This is a genomic window from Pseudomonas sp. UBA6323 (assembly GCF_002439135.1).
Classification (GTDB): Bacteria; Pseudomonadota; Gammaproteobacteria; order Pseudomonadales; family Pseudomonadaceae; genus Aquipseudomonas.
This window is the reverse complement of record NZ_DJSX01000050.1, coordinates 12,751-29,185: the sequence shown is the minus strand read 5'-3', so window position 1 is coordinate 29,185 and position 16,435 is coordinate 12,751. Positions and strand designations below refer to the sequence as shown.

At 63.4% G+C, this 16,435-nt stretch carries 19 protein-coding genes; 8 read left to right on the top strand and 11 right to left on the bottom strand.

Going from position 1 to position 16,435, the window contains the following annotated elements:
- The first annotated feature begins 126 nt into the window (after positions 1-126).
- The 4 genes from B3P22_RS11595 to hda all read left to right on the top strand — a co-directional run bounded on the left by B3P22_RS11595 (position 127) and on the right by hda (position 4,254).
- Positions 127-1,170, top strand: a complete 1,044-nt coding sequence (locus B3P22_RS11595; protein ID WP_296271066.1) for a DUF2066 domain-containing protein — start codon at positions 127-129, stop codon at positions 1,168-1,170.
- 71 nt (positions 1,171-1,241) lie between these two features.
- On the top strand, positions 1,242-2,312 hold the full coding sequence (locus B3P22_RS11590; RefSeq protein WP_296271065.1) for an AI-2E family transporter: 1,071 nt from the start codon (positions 1,242-1,244) through the stop codon (positions 2,310-2,312).
- Positions 2,313-2,376: 64 nt separating this feature from the next.
- Entirely contained in the window at positions 2,377-3,366 is a 990-nt protein-coding gene (locus tag B3P22_RS11585; protein WP_296271064.1) for a hypothetical protein, read from the top strand.
- 183 nt (positions 3,367-3,549) lie between these two features.
- Positions 3,550-4,254, top strand: a complete 705-nt coding sequence (gene hda, locus B3P22_RS11580; protein WP_197857887.1) for a DnaA regulatory inactivator Hda — start codon at positions 3,550-3,552, stop codon at positions 4,252-4,254.
- 83 nt (positions 4,255-4,337) lie between these two features.
- On the opposite strand, the gene B3P22_RS11575 is transcribed toward hda, so the two are convergent.
- The 4 genes from B3P22_RS11575 to arsC form a co-directional block, all read right to left on the bottom strand.
- Entirely contained in the window at positions 4,338-4,844 is a 507-nt protein-coding gene (locus B3P22_RS11575) for an alpha/beta fold hydrolase (RefSeq protein ID WP_296271063.1), read from the bottom strand.
- A gap of 169 nt (positions 4,845-5,013) precedes the next feature.
- Positions 5,014-5,424: a DUF2069 domain-containing protein gene (locus B3P22_RS11570; protein WP_013716364.1), complete on the bottom strand. Its 411-nt coding sequence runs from the start codon at positions 5,422-5,424 to the stop codon at positions 5,014-5,016.
- Positions 5,425-5,426: 2 nt separating this feature from the next.
- Entirely contained in the window at positions 5,427-6,023 is a 597-nt protein-coding gene (wrbA, locus tag B3P22_RS11565) for an NAD(P)H:quinone oxidoreductase (RefSeq protein WP_275547294.1), read from the bottom strand.
- A complete protein-coding gene (gene arsC, locus B3P22_RS11560) occupies positions 6,020-6,373 on the bottom strand; it encodes an arsenate reductase (glutaredoxin) (protein WP_296271062.1) in 354 nt (117 codons plus the stop codon). The genes wrbA and arsC overlap by 4 nt, the downstream gene beginning before the upstream one ends.
- 137 nt (positions 6,374-6,510) lie before the next feature.
- Here arsC and B3P22_RS11555 point away from each other — a divergent pair, with 137 nt between their 5' ends.
- Entirely contained in the window at positions 6,511-7,728 is a 1,218-nt protein-coding gene (locus B3P22_RS11555; protein ID WP_296271061.1) for a YihY family inner membrane protein, read from the top strand.
- Positions 7,729-7,944: 216 nt separating this feature from the next.
- On the top strand, positions 7,945-8,145 hold the full coding sequence (locus B3P22_RS11550; protein ID WP_197857892.1) for a hypothetical protein: 201 nt from the start codon (positions 7,945-7,947) through the stop codon (positions 8,143-8,145).
- Positions 8,146-8,193: 48 nt separating this feature from the next.
- Here B3P22_RS11550 and B3P22_RS11545 read toward each other — a convergent pair whose 3' ends face one another.
- Both B3P22_RS11545 and B3P22_RS11540 read right to left on the bottom strand, forming a co-directional pair.
- The gene (locus B3P22_RS11545; RefSeq protein WP_197857893.1) at positions 8,194-8,586 is read right to left on the bottom strand and encodes a hypothetical protein; all 393 of its coding nucleotides are present in this window, start codon (positions 8,584-8,586) and stop codon (positions 8,194-8,196) included.
- A 114-nt stretch (positions 8,587-8,700) separates the two neighbouring features.
- Positions 8,701-10,107, bottom strand: coding sequence for a PilZ domain-containing protein (locus B3P22_RS11540; protein ID WP_296271060.1), 1,407 nt, complete (start codon positions 10,105-10,107; stop codon positions 8,701-8,703).
- 48 nt (positions 10,108-10,155) lie between these two features.
- Here B3P22_RS11540 and B3P22_RS11535 point away from each other — a divergent pair, with 48 nt between their 5' ends.
- A complete protein-coding gene (locus B3P22_RS11535) occupies positions 10,156-10,614 on the top strand; it encodes a TlpA disulfide reductase family protein (RefSeq protein ID WP_197857969.1) in 459 nt (152 codons plus the stop codon).
- 317 nt (positions 10,615-10,931) lie between these two features.
- On the opposite strand, the gene B3P22_RS11530 is transcribed toward B3P22_RS11535, so the two are convergent.
- The 5 genes from B3P22_RS11530 to napE are packed head-to-tail and all read right to left on the bottom strand — an operon-like array spanning position 10,932 to position 14,993.
- Positions 10,932-11,528, bottom strand: coding sequence for a cytochrome c3 family protein (locus B3P22_RS11530; protein WP_197857895.1), 597 nt, complete (start codon positions 11,526-11,528; stop codon positions 10,932-10,934).
- A gap of 9 nt (positions 11,529-11,537) precedes the next feature.
- On the bottom strand, positions 11,538-12,023 hold the full coding sequence (locus tag B3P22_RS11525; RefSeq protein ID WP_296271059.1) for a nitrate reductase cytochrome c-type subunit: 486 nt from the start codon (positions 12,021-12,023) through the stop codon (positions 11,538-11,540).
- Positions 12,024-12,034: 11 nt separating this feature from the next.
- Positions 12,035-14,539: a nitrate reductase catalytic subunit NapA gene (gene napA / locus B3P22_RS11520; protein WP_275547290.1), complete on the bottom strand. Its 2,505-nt coding sequence runs from the start codon at positions 14,537-14,539 to the stop codon at positions 12,035-12,037.
- On the bottom strand, positions 14,536-14,796 hold the full coding sequence (locus tag B3P22_RS11515) for a chaperone NapD (RefSeq protein WP_197857898.1): 261 nt from the start codon (positions 14,794-14,796) through the stop codon (positions 14,536-14,538). The genes napA and B3P22_RS11515 overlap by 4 nt, the downstream gene beginning before the upstream one ends.
- Before the next feature lie 29 nt (positions 14,797-14,825).
- On the bottom strand, positions 14,826-14,993 hold the full coding sequence (napE, locus tag B3P22_RS11510; RefSeq protein WP_197857899.1) for a periplasmic nitrate reductase, NapE protein: 168 nt from the start codon (positions 14,991-14,993) through the stop codon (positions 14,826-14,828).
- Between the two features lie 238 nt (positions 14,994-15,231).
- Between napE and B3P22_RS11505 the strand changes: the two genes are divergently transcribed.
- Positions 15,232-16,404, top strand: a complete 1,173-nt coding sequence (locus B3P22_RS11505) for an MFS transporter (RefSeq protein WP_275547289.1) — start codon at positions 15,232-15,234, stop codon at positions 16,402-16,404.
- Positions 16,405-16,435: the final 31 nt, after the last annotated feature.

The window sequence follows — 16,435 nt, the reverse complement described above, 5'->3', positions numbered from 1 at the left end:
GCCCGGTAGCGGCCACTCGCGTGGATGCGCTTCGTCGCAGGCTATGGCTCTGGTTGCCGGGGCAGAGGCGGCTGTTTAAGGTATAGGCCTTTGCGCACGCCATTATCCCTTCGCGAGAGCCGCCCCATGCGTTTGTCTGTCCGCCTGATGTTCTTCCTTGTGTCGCTCCTGAGCCTGCCGGCATTGGCCGCGCCGGTTGCCGGCCTGTATCAGGTGCGCGAACCCGTAGCGGACCAGCAACCGGAAAGCCGTGACGCGGCGATGCAGAAAGCCCTGCAGACCCTGGTGCTGCGCCTGACCGGCGATACCAAGGCGCTGCAGAACTCGGCGCTGGAAGGGCTGCGCAAGGACCCGCAGCAAATCGTCAGCCAGTACGGTTACGAAGGCGACGCACTGCTGGTCGAGTTCGATCCAGCCAGCACTGACCGGCAATTACGCCAGGCGGGGCTGGCCCTGTGGGGGGCCAACCGTCCGGCCATTCTCGCCTGGTGGCTCAACGAGTCGCCGGAAGGCAGTCAACTGGTCGGCGAGAGCCAGGGTGCATCGGCACTGCTGCGCGATGCCGCGCAACATCGTGGCCTGCCACTGCGTTTGCCGCTGGCGGATCTGAGCGAGCAGGCGCTGGGCAGTGCCGATGCCTTGCTGGCCAATGATCCGCAGGCGCTGCGCGAAGCGTCCGAGCGCTATGGCGCCGACGCTTTGCTGGCGGTACAGGCGGCCGAAAGCGGCGGCAACTGGCAGGCGACCTGGCGCCTGTGGCTGGGAGACGAACGTGAGCAGGGCAAGGCTGAGGGCGCCGATCAGGCCGCGCTGGCCGATGCGGTGATGCTGGCGGTGGCCGAGCGTCTGGCCCCGCGTTTTGTCGTCAAGCCCGGCGCGGCGCAAAGCCTGACGCTGGTGATCGAAGGCGCTGATCTGGGCCGTTTTGCGGCGCTGGAGCGCCTCCTCGAGCCGTTCGCCGCGCGTCTACAGGAAATCGATGGGCAGCGCCTTGTTTATCAGGTCAGCGCAAGCCCAGAGCAACTGCGCGCGCAGCTGGCATTGGCTCAGCTTCAGGAGGTCAGCGAACCGCTCGATGCCGCTGAGCCGGTGGAAAATCCGCAGGCGGGCTCCGCAAACGAGGCGCCTCAGGTGAAACCGCGCACCGATCAGCTGCGCTTTCGCTGGTAGAATTTCCACCGCTAGACACAGCCCTGTTTCACGGCGCCTTTCGGGCGCCGTTTCGCATCGAGGACGCGAGCATGACCGATTCCACCCGCTGGCTATGGATGGCTGGGCTGTTTCTGCTCGGCTGGCTCCTGTATCTGCTGCACCCGATTCTTTCCCCGTTTCTAGTGGGCATCCTGCTGGCCTACCTGGGTGATCCGCTGGTCGACCGTCTCGAGCGGCATCGCCTGTCGCGCACCGGCGGCGTGATTGTGGTGTTCACCCTGTTCGCGCTGCTGTTGCTGATTCTTCTGCTGGTGCTGGTGCCCATGCTCGGGCGGCAGTTGGTGCGCCTGTATCAGCTGGCGCCGGAGATGCTCGACTGGCTGCAGGGCACCGCCTTGCCCTGGTCGCAATCGCACCTCGGATTGCAGGATGACCTGTTGCAGCTCGAGCAACTGAAGCAGGTATTCGCTGACAACATCGGCAAGACCACCGACGTGCTCAAGGTGGTGCTGGCCCAGGCCACGTCCTCGGGGCTGGCGCTGCTGGCCTGGCTGGGCAATCTGCTGTTGATCCCGGTGGTGAGCTTCTACCTGATGCGTGACTGGGATGTGCTGGTCGAGCGCGTGCGAGGTTTACTGCCGCGTCAACGCGAGGGGTTGGTAGTCAAGCTGGCCGGCGAATGCCATGAGGTGCTCGGCGCCTTCCTGCGCGGCCAGTTGCTGGTGATGCTGGCGCTGAGCGTGATCTATTCCGTTGGCCTGATGCTGGTGGGGTTGGAGCTCGGGCTGTTGATCGGCGTGCTGGCCGGCCTGGCCAGTATCGTGCCCTATATGGGGTTCATCGTCGGTATCGGCGCGGCATTGAGCGCGGCGCTGTTCCAGTTCGGCCTCGATCCCTATCCGCTGCTCGGCATCGGCGTGGTGTTCATGATCGGTCAATTGCTCGAAGGCATGGTGCTGACACCCATGCTGGTGGGTGACCGCATCGGTCTGCACCCGGTCGCGGTGATCTTCGCCATTCTCGCTGGCGGCCAGCTGTTCGGCTTCACCGGCGTGCTGTTGGCTTTGCCGGTGGCGGCGGTGATCATGGTTTTGCTGCGCCATGCTCATGATCTGTACCGGCTCTCGGGGTTGTACGGTGGTTCGCCACCCGTCGATTGAGTGATTGACGGCATTGGGCTGTAAGCGCTTCGCGGAATTACCGCTGTACCAGCTTTGAATCGATGTGACCCAAGCTGAGTACGTAAATAAACGGATTGCCAGGGAGGAAAAAATGGAGTTTTCAACTGTCCAGCTGGGAGTGGATGTGGCCACGAGCCTGGCGATTTTGGCTTCGGCGATCACCTTTATGGTGAACCAGCGCCTGAAAGCCCGCGAGACCAAGCGCCGTCAACTGGACGAATCCGTTCGTGCGGTGACTGTCGATGAGTTTCAATCTGCGCTGGGCGAGTTGTCGGGCATTTACGTGAAGGAGATCGTCGAGCGCGCTGCCCCTTTGCAGCATTCGGTCGGCGCGGGACTGGAGCGACTGGAGAAGAGCCTCAGGACCAACCCTGAACGTTCCGCCGAACTGCTCGAGTCCATGTCGAGCACCAAGCGCGCCATGGGCGATTTCATCAACTCCATCTGTGCCTACAACTATCAGATCTACCCCTTGCTGGACAGCATCGAGGGCGGCAGCGCGCAGATTGCCGAGTTTCGCAGCAGCCTGAATGAGCTGATGGAGGGCTACAACCGCATCGGTGGCGGCTCCGAGTCATTGTTGCGGGAGGTTCGCGCACTCGCCACTTTCTGCAAGTCCAACCCGCTCGAGAGTGTGGATCAGGACCAGCTGCACTCGATGGTGAGGTCGATCATCATCGATGCGGATTATCGCCTCTGGGTGGACACCTTCATCCCCGATGGCTCAGAGGACCTGTATTGGGCCTGTATCGAGCAGGGTGGTTTCGCCGGCCATGAAGAACTGCTCAAGAGTGTCCATGTCAATGTGATCGGCAGCTTCTACCGCAGCCCTGAGCGCATGGAGGCACAGGTTCTGTGGTTCTCCTACGACGCTATCGCCGAGGCACGCAAGCGTTGCAAGGAGTTCCTCACCGACATGGCGGCGATCAACTATTGGCTGATCCGCAAGACCGGCGACGGGGAGACCCTGCCTGAGGTGATACGCCGTTACCGTTCGCCGGAGGTCTTTGCGGTCGACTCGGCCATCCGCTGAACGCTGACAGGCCACGGATTGGTGGGAGCAGGTAACGTACGCCCGCTCCGTTGTCCGGCAAGACGAGCTAACGCATTGAATTACCGAGAATAGTGCGTCAGTGACACCCTGCGGTGAAGGATATAAACTGCCCCGCCTTTACGGAGAGTCCCACTGCGGTTCCGCTGAGCCGCCGAGCCCTGCATGAAACCTATCCAGCTGCCTTTGGGGGTGCGTCTGCGCGATGACGCCACCTTCGCCAACTACTACCCCGGCGCCAACGCCGCGGCCCTGGGCTATGTCGAGCGTCTGTGCGAGGCTGATGCCGGCTGGACGGAGAGCCTGATCTACCTGTGGGGCGCCGAAGGTGTCGGACGTAGCCATCTGCTGCAGGCGGCCTGCCTGCGTTTCGAGCAGCGTGGCGAGGCGGTGGTCTATCTGCCGCTCGGTGAGGTGGTGCAGCACGGCCCGGAGCTGCTCGACAATCTGGAGTTGTGCGAGCTGGTCTGTCTCGACGACCTCGATGCAGTGGCGGGTCGCAGCGACTGGGAGGAGGGACTGTTCCACCTGTTCAATCGTCTGCGCGACAGCGGCCGGCGTCTGCTGCTGGCTGGCACCATGTCGCCGCGCGAGTTGCCGATCCAGTTGCCTGACCTTAAATCGCGCCTGACCCTGGCGCTGATCTTCCAGCTGCACGAGCTGTCCGACGAGGACAAACTGCGCGCTCTGCAACTGCGGGCCTCGCGTCGGGGCTTGCAGATGAGCGATGAGGTCGGCCGTTTCATTCTCACCCGCGGCGAGCGCAGCATGAGTGCGCTGTTCGAACTACTGGAACGTCTCGACCAGGCCTCGCTGCAGGCTCAGCGCAAGCTGACCATTCCCTTCCTTAAGGAAACGCTGGGCTGGTAGGCAAGAGCGGCAGGCCTCAAGCTGCCGTAGTCCGGATACGATCCGGGAATCCCGTTCTTCCCGGATTTTATCCAGGCTACGGGTCAACTCGCGCACAGTCCCTGCATGAATTCGGCGATTGCCCTCGCGCAGACCTTCGGCTGTGTCTGCAGGATGAAGTGCGGACCATCCAGGCGAATCTGGCGGATGTCGCTACAAGCATGCGCCAGCTGCCTGGCCACCTTGTGTGCAACCAGGCGATCCTGCTGCGGCCATAGATGCAGGGCGGGCAGGTCGAGCTGCTGTTGCGGTGCTTGCAGCGTCGCCAGCGTGTGAAGGCGAGCGCGTATCAGCGTCTTGTCCAAGCCAAGGATTTCTTTCTGTATCAGGTGCCGGGTCTGATCGCTCGCGTCCTGGCCAAGGCACATCGCGCGCAGCAGCCAAGGCTGCGTCGCGAGTCGCAAGGGCATGGGCAGGTGCCGGAGCAGCGCCAGGGCTGCGTTGGGGCGGGTCGGAAAAGAGGCGGCAAAGATGACGCCGCGCAGTCCAGACGGCTTGCGCAAGGCGAGCCTGAACGCGAGTGGGCCGGAAAAGGATTCGCCCAGCAGCACGAAGGGCGCGCTGCCCAGTGCTCGGTTATAGGCTGCGCCAGGCTGTCATAGTCCTGCGATCCATCAGCGGGCAGTTCGAGGGTGTGGCAGTCGAAATCCCCAAGCTCGGCGAGCAGAGGCGAGAAAAGGGCGCTGCTGCCATTGAGGCCAGGCAGCAGCACCAGGCGCATCAGGCTTCCCCGGCCTTCTTGCGGTCGTACTGAAAGCGCCAGCGGGTGTAGAGCAGGGCGCAGCAGAACAGGCCGAAGCTGATTACCGCCTCCAGAGCGCCGAACAGCGCGCGCGCCGGGTCGATGGCGGCGAGTACACCCTGAATGAAGTAGATGTTGACCACGAAGCAGGCCCAGGCGTGAGCGCGCGCATTACCCATGGCGATGCCGGGCGCCAGCAGGGCCAATGGCAGCAGCTGGATGGCCAGTACCACGCCGACGCGGGCACCATGCAGGTCGGCGAAGGCCAGGTTCCATACCAGCAGCAGGGTCAGCAGCGCGATGAAGCTGAACAGGCTCAGCGCTCGGCTGAGTTTGACCCGTGGCTCCAGCCATTCGAGGCTGGGCAAAGGCTTTTTGGCTCGGGCCACGATCAGTGCTCCAGTTTGCCGGCGATCTGTGCCAGGCGTTGGCCCAGTGCGCGGCACAGGGCGACTTCATGTTCGTCGAGCGCGCGTTTGCCGTCGCCACCGGCATGGTGGCTGGGGCCATAGGGCGTGCCGCCACCGCGGGTTTCGAGCAGAGCCGATTCGCTGTAGGGCAGGCCGCAGAGCAACATGCCGTGGTGCAGCAGTGGCAACATCATCGACAGCAGGGTGGTTTCCTGGCCGCCATGCAGGCTGGCGGTAGATGTGAACACGCCAGCCGGCTTGCCGACCAGCTCGCCGGTGAGCCACAGGTTGCTGGTGCCGTCGAGGAAGTACTTGAGCGGCGCGGCCATGTTGCCGAAACGGGTCGGGCTGCCCAAGGCCAGGCCCGAGCAGCTCTTCAGGTCGTCCAGGGTGGCGTACATGGCGCCGTCTTCAGGCACGCTCGGGGCGACGGCCTCGCATTCGCTGGAAACCGCTGGCACCGTGCGCAGACGTGCTTCCAGGCCGGCCATCTCGACGCCGCGGGCAACCTGCTTGGCCATCTGCGCAGTGGCGCCATGGCGGCTGTAGTAGAGCACCAGAATGTAAGGCGTACTCATGCCAGCAGCTCCAGCACCTTCTCCGGCGGGCGACCGATCACGGCCTTGTCGCCCGCGATCAGGATCGGGCGTTCGATCAGTTTGGGATGCGCGACCATGGCTTCGATCAGTTGCGCTTCGCTCAGGCTGGTATCGCTCAGGCCCAGCGCCTTGTACTCGTCCTCGCCGCTGCGTAGCAGGTCACGGGCGGTGATGCCCAGCTTGCCCAGCAGGCTCTTGAGCTCGTTGGCGCTGGGTGGGGTTTCCAGGTAGCGCACCACCTCAGGTTGCAGGCCGCGGGCTTCGAGCAGTTCCAGCGCTCCGCGGGATTTGGAGCAGCGCGGGTTGTGATAAAGGGTCAGGTCGGTCATGGTGGCTCGCATCCGGCTTGAAGTGGCGGCTATTCTAACCGCCTGGTGCGTGGATGCACGAAAACCAGCGAGCCGCTTTGCTGCGACCTTTTTACGCGGCGCACTGTCTGTTTAGGTTTGAGGGCTAAGGAGAGGTCATGCAGGTTCGTCTCAAGGACTGGCTGGGGTTCTGGCTGTGTCTTTACAAGCGCTTCGTGGAGAACCGCGGCGCGGGCAACGCGGCGGCGTTGACCTATACCACGCTGTTCGCCGTGGTGCCGATGATGACCGTGACCTTTGCCATGCTCTCGGCGATTCCAGCGTTCCAGGGCGTCGGCGAGGATATCCAGGGCTTCATCTTCCACAATTTCGTACCGTCTACCGGCGAGACGGTGCAGGAATATCTGCGCGAGTTCACCACGCAGGCGCGGCAACTGACCTGGTTCGGCGTGGGCTTGCTGGCGGTTACCGCGTTTCTCATGCTGGTGACCATCGAGAAAACCTTCAACGTAATCTGGCGGGTGCGTCAGCCGCGCCGCGGCATGTCCAGCTTCCTGCTTTACTGGGCAATTCTCAGCCTCGGACCTTTGCTGCTCGGCGCGGGGTTCGCGGTCAGCACCTATATCGCCTCTCTATCGCTGATTTCCGGGCCGGACGCCGTGGTTGGCGCCAAGACGCTGTTGGCGTTCACTCCGCTGTTTTCGAGTATCGCCGCCTTCACCTTGCTTTACGCGGCAGTCCCCAATACCCGCGTGCCGCTGCGTCATGCGCTGCTTGGCGGTCTGTTCACGGCCATTCTGTTCGAAGTCGCCAAGGCACTGTTCGGCCTCTACGTACGATTGTTTCCCGGTTACCACCTGATCTATGGGGCGTTCGCCACGGTGCCGCTGTTTCTGGTGTGGATCTATCTGTCCTGGCTGATCGTGCTGCTGGGCGCCGAGTTGGTGTACGGCCTGTCGCAGCCCAGGGACTGGCGTCGAGAGCCGATTCCAAGAGGTTTGACTCTGCTGGTGGTGCTGCGTCTTTTGCTGAAACGCCAACAGAAGGGCGAGGCCCTGCATTACGGCGACATGCAACGTGCCGGCTGGCGCCTGCCGGAGGACGAGTGGAGCCAGGTGATGGATTTCCTCGAACGCGAGCACCTGGCGTGCAGAGCCAGTGGCGGTGGCTGGGTCTTGTGCCGGGATTTGCACACATTCCCCGTCTACAAGCTGCTCGAGTGCAGCCCCTGGCCGTTGCCGAGCCTGTCGCAACTCCCGGCGCAGCTCGATGAGCCCTGGTATCCGGCGTTGCGTGAGGGATTGGAGCGTGTGCAGGCGCAGCGCGAGCAGCAATTTGGCACCAGTCTCGCTGAGTGGTTGCCGGGAAAGGGCTGACGGAGTCTGTTGAGAAAATGTCGAACGGGGCGACGAGGTCGCGATACCACGTGACAAAAAACGTCAGTAAACGGCCTTGCCCCGCTGTGCTGTGGCCCTGGCACCAGACTGGACGTCAATGAATGCAGTGCCGGGGGCTGGCACGCTTCTGGCAATCGCAACAGCAATGGCCATCGAACTGCCAGCAGGGCAGGGGCGTTAAGGACGCATGCAGTAATGACAGGCAAAGACAGGGTGATTCACCTTCATCGACGCGATCCGCAAGAGGCGCTGACGCGGCTCAATCGTATTACCGGGCTGCGTTTCGCCCGCTGGCCGGAATCACTGCTCGAACACGCGGTCAGTGAAGACCCGCAGCCTGAGGCCGCCGACTCGAAAGCATTGCCCTCGCGCAGTCCGGAGGCTTCCTCTGCCTGAAAGCAAAACCCCGCGACGATGCGCGGGGTTTTGCTTTTTCGTGCTGTCTCAGGCCATGGCCTGGCGACTCGCGCTGCTGGCCAGCTCGACCGCCTGAACGAAAAATTCCTCGACGACCAGGCTTTGCGCCGGTACTGCCGAACGCAAGCGTACCTGCATCTCTTCGATCTTCTGCCGCACCGGCATGCGGGCGATGCCTGAGAGCAGGATCTTGCCGTGGGCGTTGACCTTGCCGTGGTCGACATTGACTTCGCGGCGTTTGTCGCCGTCGCGATAGCTCACCAGCAGCGTTACCGGCAGGTTGGCCAGCCCGGGCAATTGCAGCCAGGTGGCAATGTTGTATTCGGCCACGCGACCCTCATAGGGCGTGACCAGCAGGTGAGCGACGTCAACGATGCGCGAGGGCACGGAGCCAATCAGCTTGTCTTGCACGTGGGACATGGCGACATTCCAGACTGGGTGAGACTTGGGTGCCCAGGATTATAAGCAGCCACCTGTTGGCGAAACTGTGCACTCGGCAGGCGCGCCGCGTGACTGGGGTCGCAGTTTCGCGTATCAGGCCAGACGCAGCGGGTGGCGGGTGACAGCCGATGTCTGCAGGTTGCTCTCGGGAAGCTGCACGATCGCCTGGTTGTGAACGTTGGCCAGTTGCAACCACAGATGTTCGTCGACGCTGAACTGGCCATTGGGCAGCCACAGGCCGTGGTACCAGCCGTTACCCGGCGCCGGGGTGCTCTGCAGGACGCCGGGATGGGTCTGGGCATTGGGCGCGCGCCGCAGCCACACCGGCCGCGGCAACCCCTTCAGATAGCGCAGGCCGAGGTGCAGGCCCTCGCTGCCCTGATGGCGCCAGCGCACCAATGCCAGGGTCGGCTTACCGCCGGTAAGTAGCAGAAGCAACTGGCCGACCTGCAGCGGTGCGCCTTCATTGGCGTTGCACAGCAGGCGCGCGCCACCGGGGCTGGCATCGAGCAACTGTGCCTCGGTGCGCTGTGGCAGCTTGTCCAGCAGTTGCGCGTGAATAGCCGGCAGGCCGACCACCAGGCTGCATTGGCCATCGAGCTCGGCGCGCTGGTGACGCCGTTGTTGGCGACCCAGCCAGTGCTGGCGTACGCGTTCGAGAAGCTGGCGCTCCTGAGCGCTTTGCAGAGGCGCCGGTTCGTGCAGCGCGATCAGCAGGGCGCCCAGTTCGAAACGGCGCAGGTTGGCCGCCTCGCCCTCCACCGGCTGCTCGAAGCCCAGGCAAGCCTTGGACTGGCTGAGGTCGACGAGCGGACCCTCGGCATCATCGTCCTCGTCCCAGCTTTGCAGCCTGGCCAGCGACGCCAACGGTGCGAGTGCGTTGAACAGGGTCAGACATTCGCCTTCGTCGAGGTGAAAGGGGTTGCTCAGGGCCAGTAGCAGCATCTGTTGGTACAGCCCGCGCAGGTCGCTGGCCGGCTTCGGCTCGAAGGCGGCGGCTACCGGCTCGTCCAGGCACTGCTGGTGCTCGCCGATCCAGTACAGCAGGTGGCTGTCGCGCCAGAGTGCCGCCGGTGGCTCCTGATAGAGCTGGTAGTGGCGCAGCAACTGCTGGGCGAGGAAATGCTGGGCCATGTACAGGCACCAGGCCAGGTGCGGCAGCGATGGCTGACGACCTTGCAGAATCTGTAGCAGCAGGCGCTTGAAACCGATCGCCAACTCGCCACACAGGCGTACGAACAGCGTGCTGGGTGGCTGCTGGCGATTGGCGAGGCCAACGTAATGGCGATATTCGTCACTGAAATTTTGCAGCGTACGCTGCCTTTCCAGTAAGGTCAGAGCGCTGCGATTGAGCGTGAACAGTAGCCCCAGCACCTGTTGCAGGCCATGTTCCGGCTCCAGGTGACGGGCCGCCGCGAGTCGCTGGATAACTTCCGCTGGCGATACGTCGTTGTCCTCGCGGATATCCGGTACTTCCAGGCGCAGTGCATTGAGCGTCATATCAACCCCGAGTGGACGAGGATCGAGTACATGGGCTTACGGCTCCGGATGGTCGGCAAGGCTGTTTTGGGAATCTGCGCCGGTCTGCTGCTGGCGGCTTGCGCCGAGGATTTCGGCCCTGATCAGCATGGACGAAAGGTAACGGCTGACAGCCTCGATGGCCAGTGGCTGGTTATCAATTATTGGGCCGAATGGTGCGCGCCATGTCGCACGGAAATCCCCGAGCTCAATGCCCTGGAAGATGAGCTGAAAAACCGGTCGGCACGGGTGATCGGCGTCAATTTCGATGCGTTGCAGGGCGATGACCTCAAGCGTGCGGCGGACAGCTTCGACATCCGTTTCACCGTGCTGGCGCAGGACCCGGCCGCGCGTTTCGAACTGCCACGCAATGATGTACTGCCGGTGACCTATATCGTCGATGCCGATGGCAAGCTGCGTGAGCGCCTGGTGGGCGAGCAGACGGCAGCCGGCCTGCTGGCGCATTTGCAGCAACTGCGCGGTGATTAGAAACACCTAGGATGCCCCGTGCCCATGTTGGACATTGCGCTGCCTGCAGTGTGCACAGCGCACCCGACAGGCACCCACGGCGCTGACCAAACTCGCCTTCAAATATCGGGCAGGTGGTGGGCACTGCCAATGGCAGCCTTGTAGCCGGATGCAAGCCGGAATGAGCGCCGCGCTTCCTCGGATTGCATCCGGGCTACGATTCATGCTCGTCCCGAGCGAATGCGGTAGTCAGTGACGCGCGGCGCATAACGTGCCCTGCACTACCCTGGGCTCAGGGCGCCCCATCCGTGTTGCCCCCGAATCTGGCAGCACAGCGCTCACCAGCCCGGCACCCCGCTCATGTCCGGCAATTGGTGGGCGATGCCCTTGTGGCAGTCGATACAGGTGGCTTCACCATTGGCCAGCGCGCTGGAGTGCATCTGCCGGGCGCGCGGGCTCTGTTTGGTGAAGTCCATGTAATCGAAGTTGTGGCAGTTGCGGCATTCCAGTGAGTCGTTGGCCTTGAGCCGCGCCCATTCGTGCTCGGCCAGCTCACGGCGGTGGGCGAGGAACTTGTCGCGGGTGTTGATGGTGCCGAAGATCTTGCCCCAGACCTCCTTGGAGGCTTGCATCTTGCGCGCGATCTTGTCCGTCCACTGGTGTGGCACGTGGCAGTCGGGGCAGGTGGCGCGCACGCCGGAGCGGTTGCTGTAGTGAATGGTGTCCTGCAACTCGACGTACACGTTGTCGCGCATTTCGTGGCAGGAAATGCAGAATTGCTCGGTGTTGGTCGCCTCCAGCGCGGTGTTGAAGCCGCCCCAGAAGATGATCCCGGCGATGAACCCGCCGAGGCTGAGAAAACCCAGGCTGTAGTGCACGCTCGGGCGACGCAGGATGCCCCAGTACTCCTTGAGCAGGGCCAGTAATGACTTCATGGGGCCTCCTCAGGGTTTCGCCGCGCCGGCTGCTTCGTCTTCGAGCAGATGGTCGATGTTGCGGAAGCTATTGCCGACCTGGGGTTTGACCTCCTGCTGGGTGACATGGCACTGGGTGCAGAAGTAGCGTCGCGGCGACACGGCAGCGAGCGGCTGGCCGTCGCGGTCCATGTAATGGGTGATGCTGATCATCGGTGCCTGGCTGCGGGCGCTGCCGGCTCGGCTGTGGCAGGTCACGCACTTGTTGCTGTTGGCGTCCACCTGATAGCCGCGAATGCTGTGCGGGATGGTCGGTGGCTGTTCCGGGTAGTTGCGCTCGCGGCGGACGTCCTTGTTCTCCTCGTTGCCCAGCACTGGTGCTGGCAGGCTCTGAGTGAGGGTGCCGCCAGGGCGGCGGCCGTCCGGCGCCGGGGCGTCGAGGGGGTAATCGAGCTCGCCGGCAAAGGCCAGGCCAAAAGCGGCAAGCAGTAACAGAGGCAGAAAACGCAGGCTCATGACGGCTCTCCTCAGGCCAGGCTGACCAGTTCGATCTTCACCGCACACTTCTTGTAGTCGGTCTGCTTGGAGATCGGATCGGTGGCGTCCAGGGTGACCTTGTTGATCAGTTTGTTGGCATCGAAGAAGGGCACGAAGACCAGGCCGCGCGGTGGCTTGTTGCGCCCGCGGGTTTCGATGCGGGCGCGGATCTCGCCGCGCCGGCTGATCACCTTGACCTCGCTGCCGCGCCGCGCCTTGAGCGCCTTGGCATCGTCCGGGTGCATGTAGACCAGGGCATCGGGCACGGCGCCGTGCAACTCCTCGACGCGCTGGGTCATGCTGCCGGTATGCCAGTGTTCCAGCACGCGGCCGGTGCTGAGCCAGAACGGGAACTCATCGTCCGGTGCCTCGGCTGGCGGCTCGTAGGGCAGGGCGAAAATCAGCGCGCGTTTGTCCGGGTAACCGTAGAACTGCACGCCGCTGCCTTCTTCGACGTATGGGTCGAGGCCCTCGCGGTAGCGCCAGCGCGTCTCTTGGCCTTCGACCACCGGCCAGCGCAGGCCGCGTGCGGTGTGATAGCTGTCGAACGGCGCCAGGTCATGGGCATGACCGCGGCCGAACTGGGCGTATTCCTCGAACAGACCCTTCTGTAGATAAAAGCCAAAGGCCTCGGCCTCGTCGTTGGCGTAGCCGGCCTCGATCTGCTCACTGGGGAACTGGTCGACCTGGCCATTGGCGAACAGCACCTGATAGAGCGTCTTGCCCTTGTACTCCGGGGCCTTGGCCAGCAGTTCGGCGGGCCAGACCTCATCGGTGGTGAAACGCTTGGAAAACTCCACCAGTTGCCAGAGGTCGGACTTCGCCTCGCCCGGCGCCTTCACCAGTTGATGCCAGAACTGCGTGCGACGCTCGGCATTGCCGTAGGCGCCTTCCTTCTCCACCCACATGGCGCTGGGCAGAATCAGGTCGGCGGCCTGGGCCGAGACGGTGGGGTAGACGTCGGAGACGATGACGAAGGCCTGCGGGTTGCGCCAGCCGGGCAGGATCTCCTGCATCACGTTGGGGCCGGCCTGCATGTTGTTGCTGACCTGGGTCCAGTAGACCTTGAGCACGCCATCCTTGAGCTTGCGGCTCTGCTCCACGGCATGGAAACCGGGCTTTTCCTGGATGGTGCCGGCCGGTAGCTTCCAGATCTTTTCGGCGGTTTCACGGTGCTTGGGATTGGCCACCAGCATGTCGGCGGGCAGGCGGTGGGAGAAGGTGCCCACTTCGCGCGCGGTGCCGCAGGCCGAGGGCTGGCCGGTCAGCGAGAAGGGGCTGTTGCCCGGTTCGCTGATCTTGCCGGTGAGCAGATGGATGTTGTAGATCAGGTTGTTGGCCCAGACGCCACGAGTGTGCTGGTTGAAACCCATGGTCCAGAACGACATGACCTTGCGCTTGGGATCGGCGTACAGCTCGGCCAGGGCCTTGAGGCGTTCGGCCGCCACGCCGCTTTCCTTGGCGGTGCGCTCCAGCGTGTAGGGTTTGACGAAGGCGGCGAACTGCTCGAAGGACATGTCCTCCCAGGTGTTGGCCTTGGCTGCGTTCTTCGCCTGCATCTCCAGCGGATTGTCGGCGCGCAGGCCGTAGCCGATATCGTCGGCGCCACGCACGAACTTGGTGTGCTTGCCGATGAAGTCCTCGTTCACCGCGCCGCTTTCGATGATGTGGTTGGCGATGTAGTTGAGGATCAACAGATCGGTCTGCGGTTTGAACACCAGCGGGATGTCGGCCAGATCGAAGCTGCGGTGCTCGAAGGTGGAAAGCACGGCGACTTTGGTATTCGGATGGCTGAGGCGGCGATCGGTGACCCGGCTCCAGAGGATCGGGTGCATCTCGGCCATGTTCGAGCCCCACAGCACGAAGGCGTCGGCGGCTTCGATGTCGTCGTAGCAGCCCATGGGCTCGTCCATGCCGAAGGTGCGCATGAAGCCCATCACCGCCGAGGCCATGCAATGGCGCGCGTTGGGGTCGATGTTGTTGCTGCGAAAGCCGGCTTTCATCAGCTTGTTGGCCGCATAGCCTTCCCACACCGTCCACTGGCCGGAGCCGAACATGCCGACGGCCTCCGGACCATGCTCGCGCAGCGCTTGCTTGGTCTTCTCTTCCATGATGTCGAAGGCCTGCTCCCAGCTCACCGGCTGGAACTCGCCCTGCTTGTCGTACACACCATTCTTCATGCGTAGCAGCGGCTGATTCAGGCGGTCGACGCCGTACATGATCTTCGACAGGAAGTAACCCTTGACGCAGTTCAGGCCGCGGTTGACCTCGGCCTTGACGTCGCCGTGGGTGGCCACCACGCGGTTGTCGCGTGTGGCGACCATCACGCTGCAGCCGGTGCCGCAGAAGCGGCAGGGCGCCTTGTTCCAGTCCAGGCGGGTCATGTCCGCCTCGGTGATCAGGTTGCTGGCGGTACTGACGATGGGCAGGCCTGCAGCCGCTGCAGCGATTGCCGCGGCGTTGGCTTTGGCGAATTCACGGCGGGAAAGCTTCATTTTGAGTCTCCTTCTGGCTCGAGGAGTTCGTGGTAGACCAGAGCTGCATTGAGCACGCCCGGCAATGCGTTGATCTGTTCGATACGCGCGAGAATGTGGCGCTCATGCTCGGTCTCCAGTACCACCACCAGCTTGCCCTCGGGGCTTTCCTGGTGCAGTTCGAGACCATCGAGCTGGCGCAGATTGGCTTTCACCGCGGCGAGCAGCTCGGGCCTAACGTGGACCAGCAGGCTGGATATGTGCAGGGGGGCGGCCATGTTCCGTGGCTCCGTCGGGTAAAAGGGGATCAGGTCGGTGGGCCTGGTGGCCCGAATAGCATCTGCGTGAACCAGATGATGAATCCGTAGCCGCCGACCAGCGCCACGGACAGGAGGGGGAATAGGCAGACGACAAGAAAGACGAACAGGCGGGTTTCCTTGCCTTTCGTGGCGCTGCGTTCGGGCGTGGTGTCCATTCGCTCGGCTCCATTGCGTTCCGTATCTCAGGCTAGACCCTAGCATTGGTAAGGGCAAAGTCAGTTGAGCTGGATCAAGGTAGAGGCAGAACGATCGAGATAAGGGGGACGCGTTCGAAATTATCGATAGCGTGCTAATATTTGCTCTTCGTTCGTTCGCAGGCGCGCGATCGCTCCGATCGAATTCGCTTGTCGAAGCGTCGCTTGTCCGCAACATGCTCCGTGAGTCATCCAGTCTATGTCCGCTTCTCATCTCAGCCGTGGCAGTGCCGGTTATCGGCGCGCCACGCTGGCGCTGTTCTGTGCCGGTTTCGCCACCTTCGCCATGCTCTATTGCGTGCAGCCGTTGCTGCCTCTGCTGGCCGCACACTTTCGTGTCTCGGCCGCCAGCAGCAGCCTGGCGCTGTCGCTGACGACCTTGAGCCTGGCGCTGTGCCTGCTGGTATCCGGTGCGCTGGCGGAAAGCTGGGGCCGCAAGCCGGTGATGGCGGCAGCGCTGGGCCTGGCGGCGATGCTGGGAATTGCCAGTGCGCTGGTGGAGGAGTGGGGCAGCCTGTTGATTCTGCGTGCACTGCTGGGGCTGGCGCTGAGCGGTTTGCCGGCGCTGGCCATGGCCTATGTCGGCGAGGAGTTCGATCCCGAGGCGCTACCCGCCGCCATGGGCCTGTACATCGGCGGCACGGCACTGGGCGGCTTGCTCGGTCGCTTGTTGGCCGGCCTGCTCAGCGATATCGGTGGCTGGCCCTGGGCGCTGGGTGGGATAGCCGGGCTGGGCCTGCTGGCGATGGGGCTGTTTCTCTGGCTGCTGCCACCTTCACGTCATTTCACGGCCCAGCCGTTGTCTCTGCGCGGGTTGCTGCGCAACTTCGCCCTGCACCTGAGCAATCCGCGCCTGCGCGTTCTGTTCGCCCTGGCCTTCCTGTTGATGGGCGGCTTCGTCGCGTTGTTCAACTACGTGGGTTTCCGTCTGGCCGGCGAGCCGTTCAATCTGTCCGCCACGGTGATTGGCCTGCTGTTCACCGTCTACCTGTTGGGGATCTTCAGCGCCGGCTGGGCCGGGCGACTGGTGCCGCGTTTCGGCGCACGCCAGGTGCTGCACGGCGGCATCGGCCTCATGCTGCTGGGGGTGGCCCTCTGCGCGACGCCTTGGTTGAGCGCTGCGGTGGTTGGGCTGGCATTGTTCACCCTGGGCTTCTTCGCCGCTCATGCGGTGGCCAGTGGGCAGGTCGGCGCGCATGCGCAGGGCGCCAAGGCGCAGGCATCGGCACTCTATCTGTGTGCTTATTACCTGGGTTCCAGCCTGGTGGGGTACGTCGGCGGTTACGTCTGGGAGCATGCTGGATGGCTGGCATTGCTTGGCGTTCTGGCTTCGTTGTTCATCACTGCAGCTGCTCTGGTGCGGCGTATCTAGCCTGTTCGTCGCTCGTTCAGTGCAGGTTCAA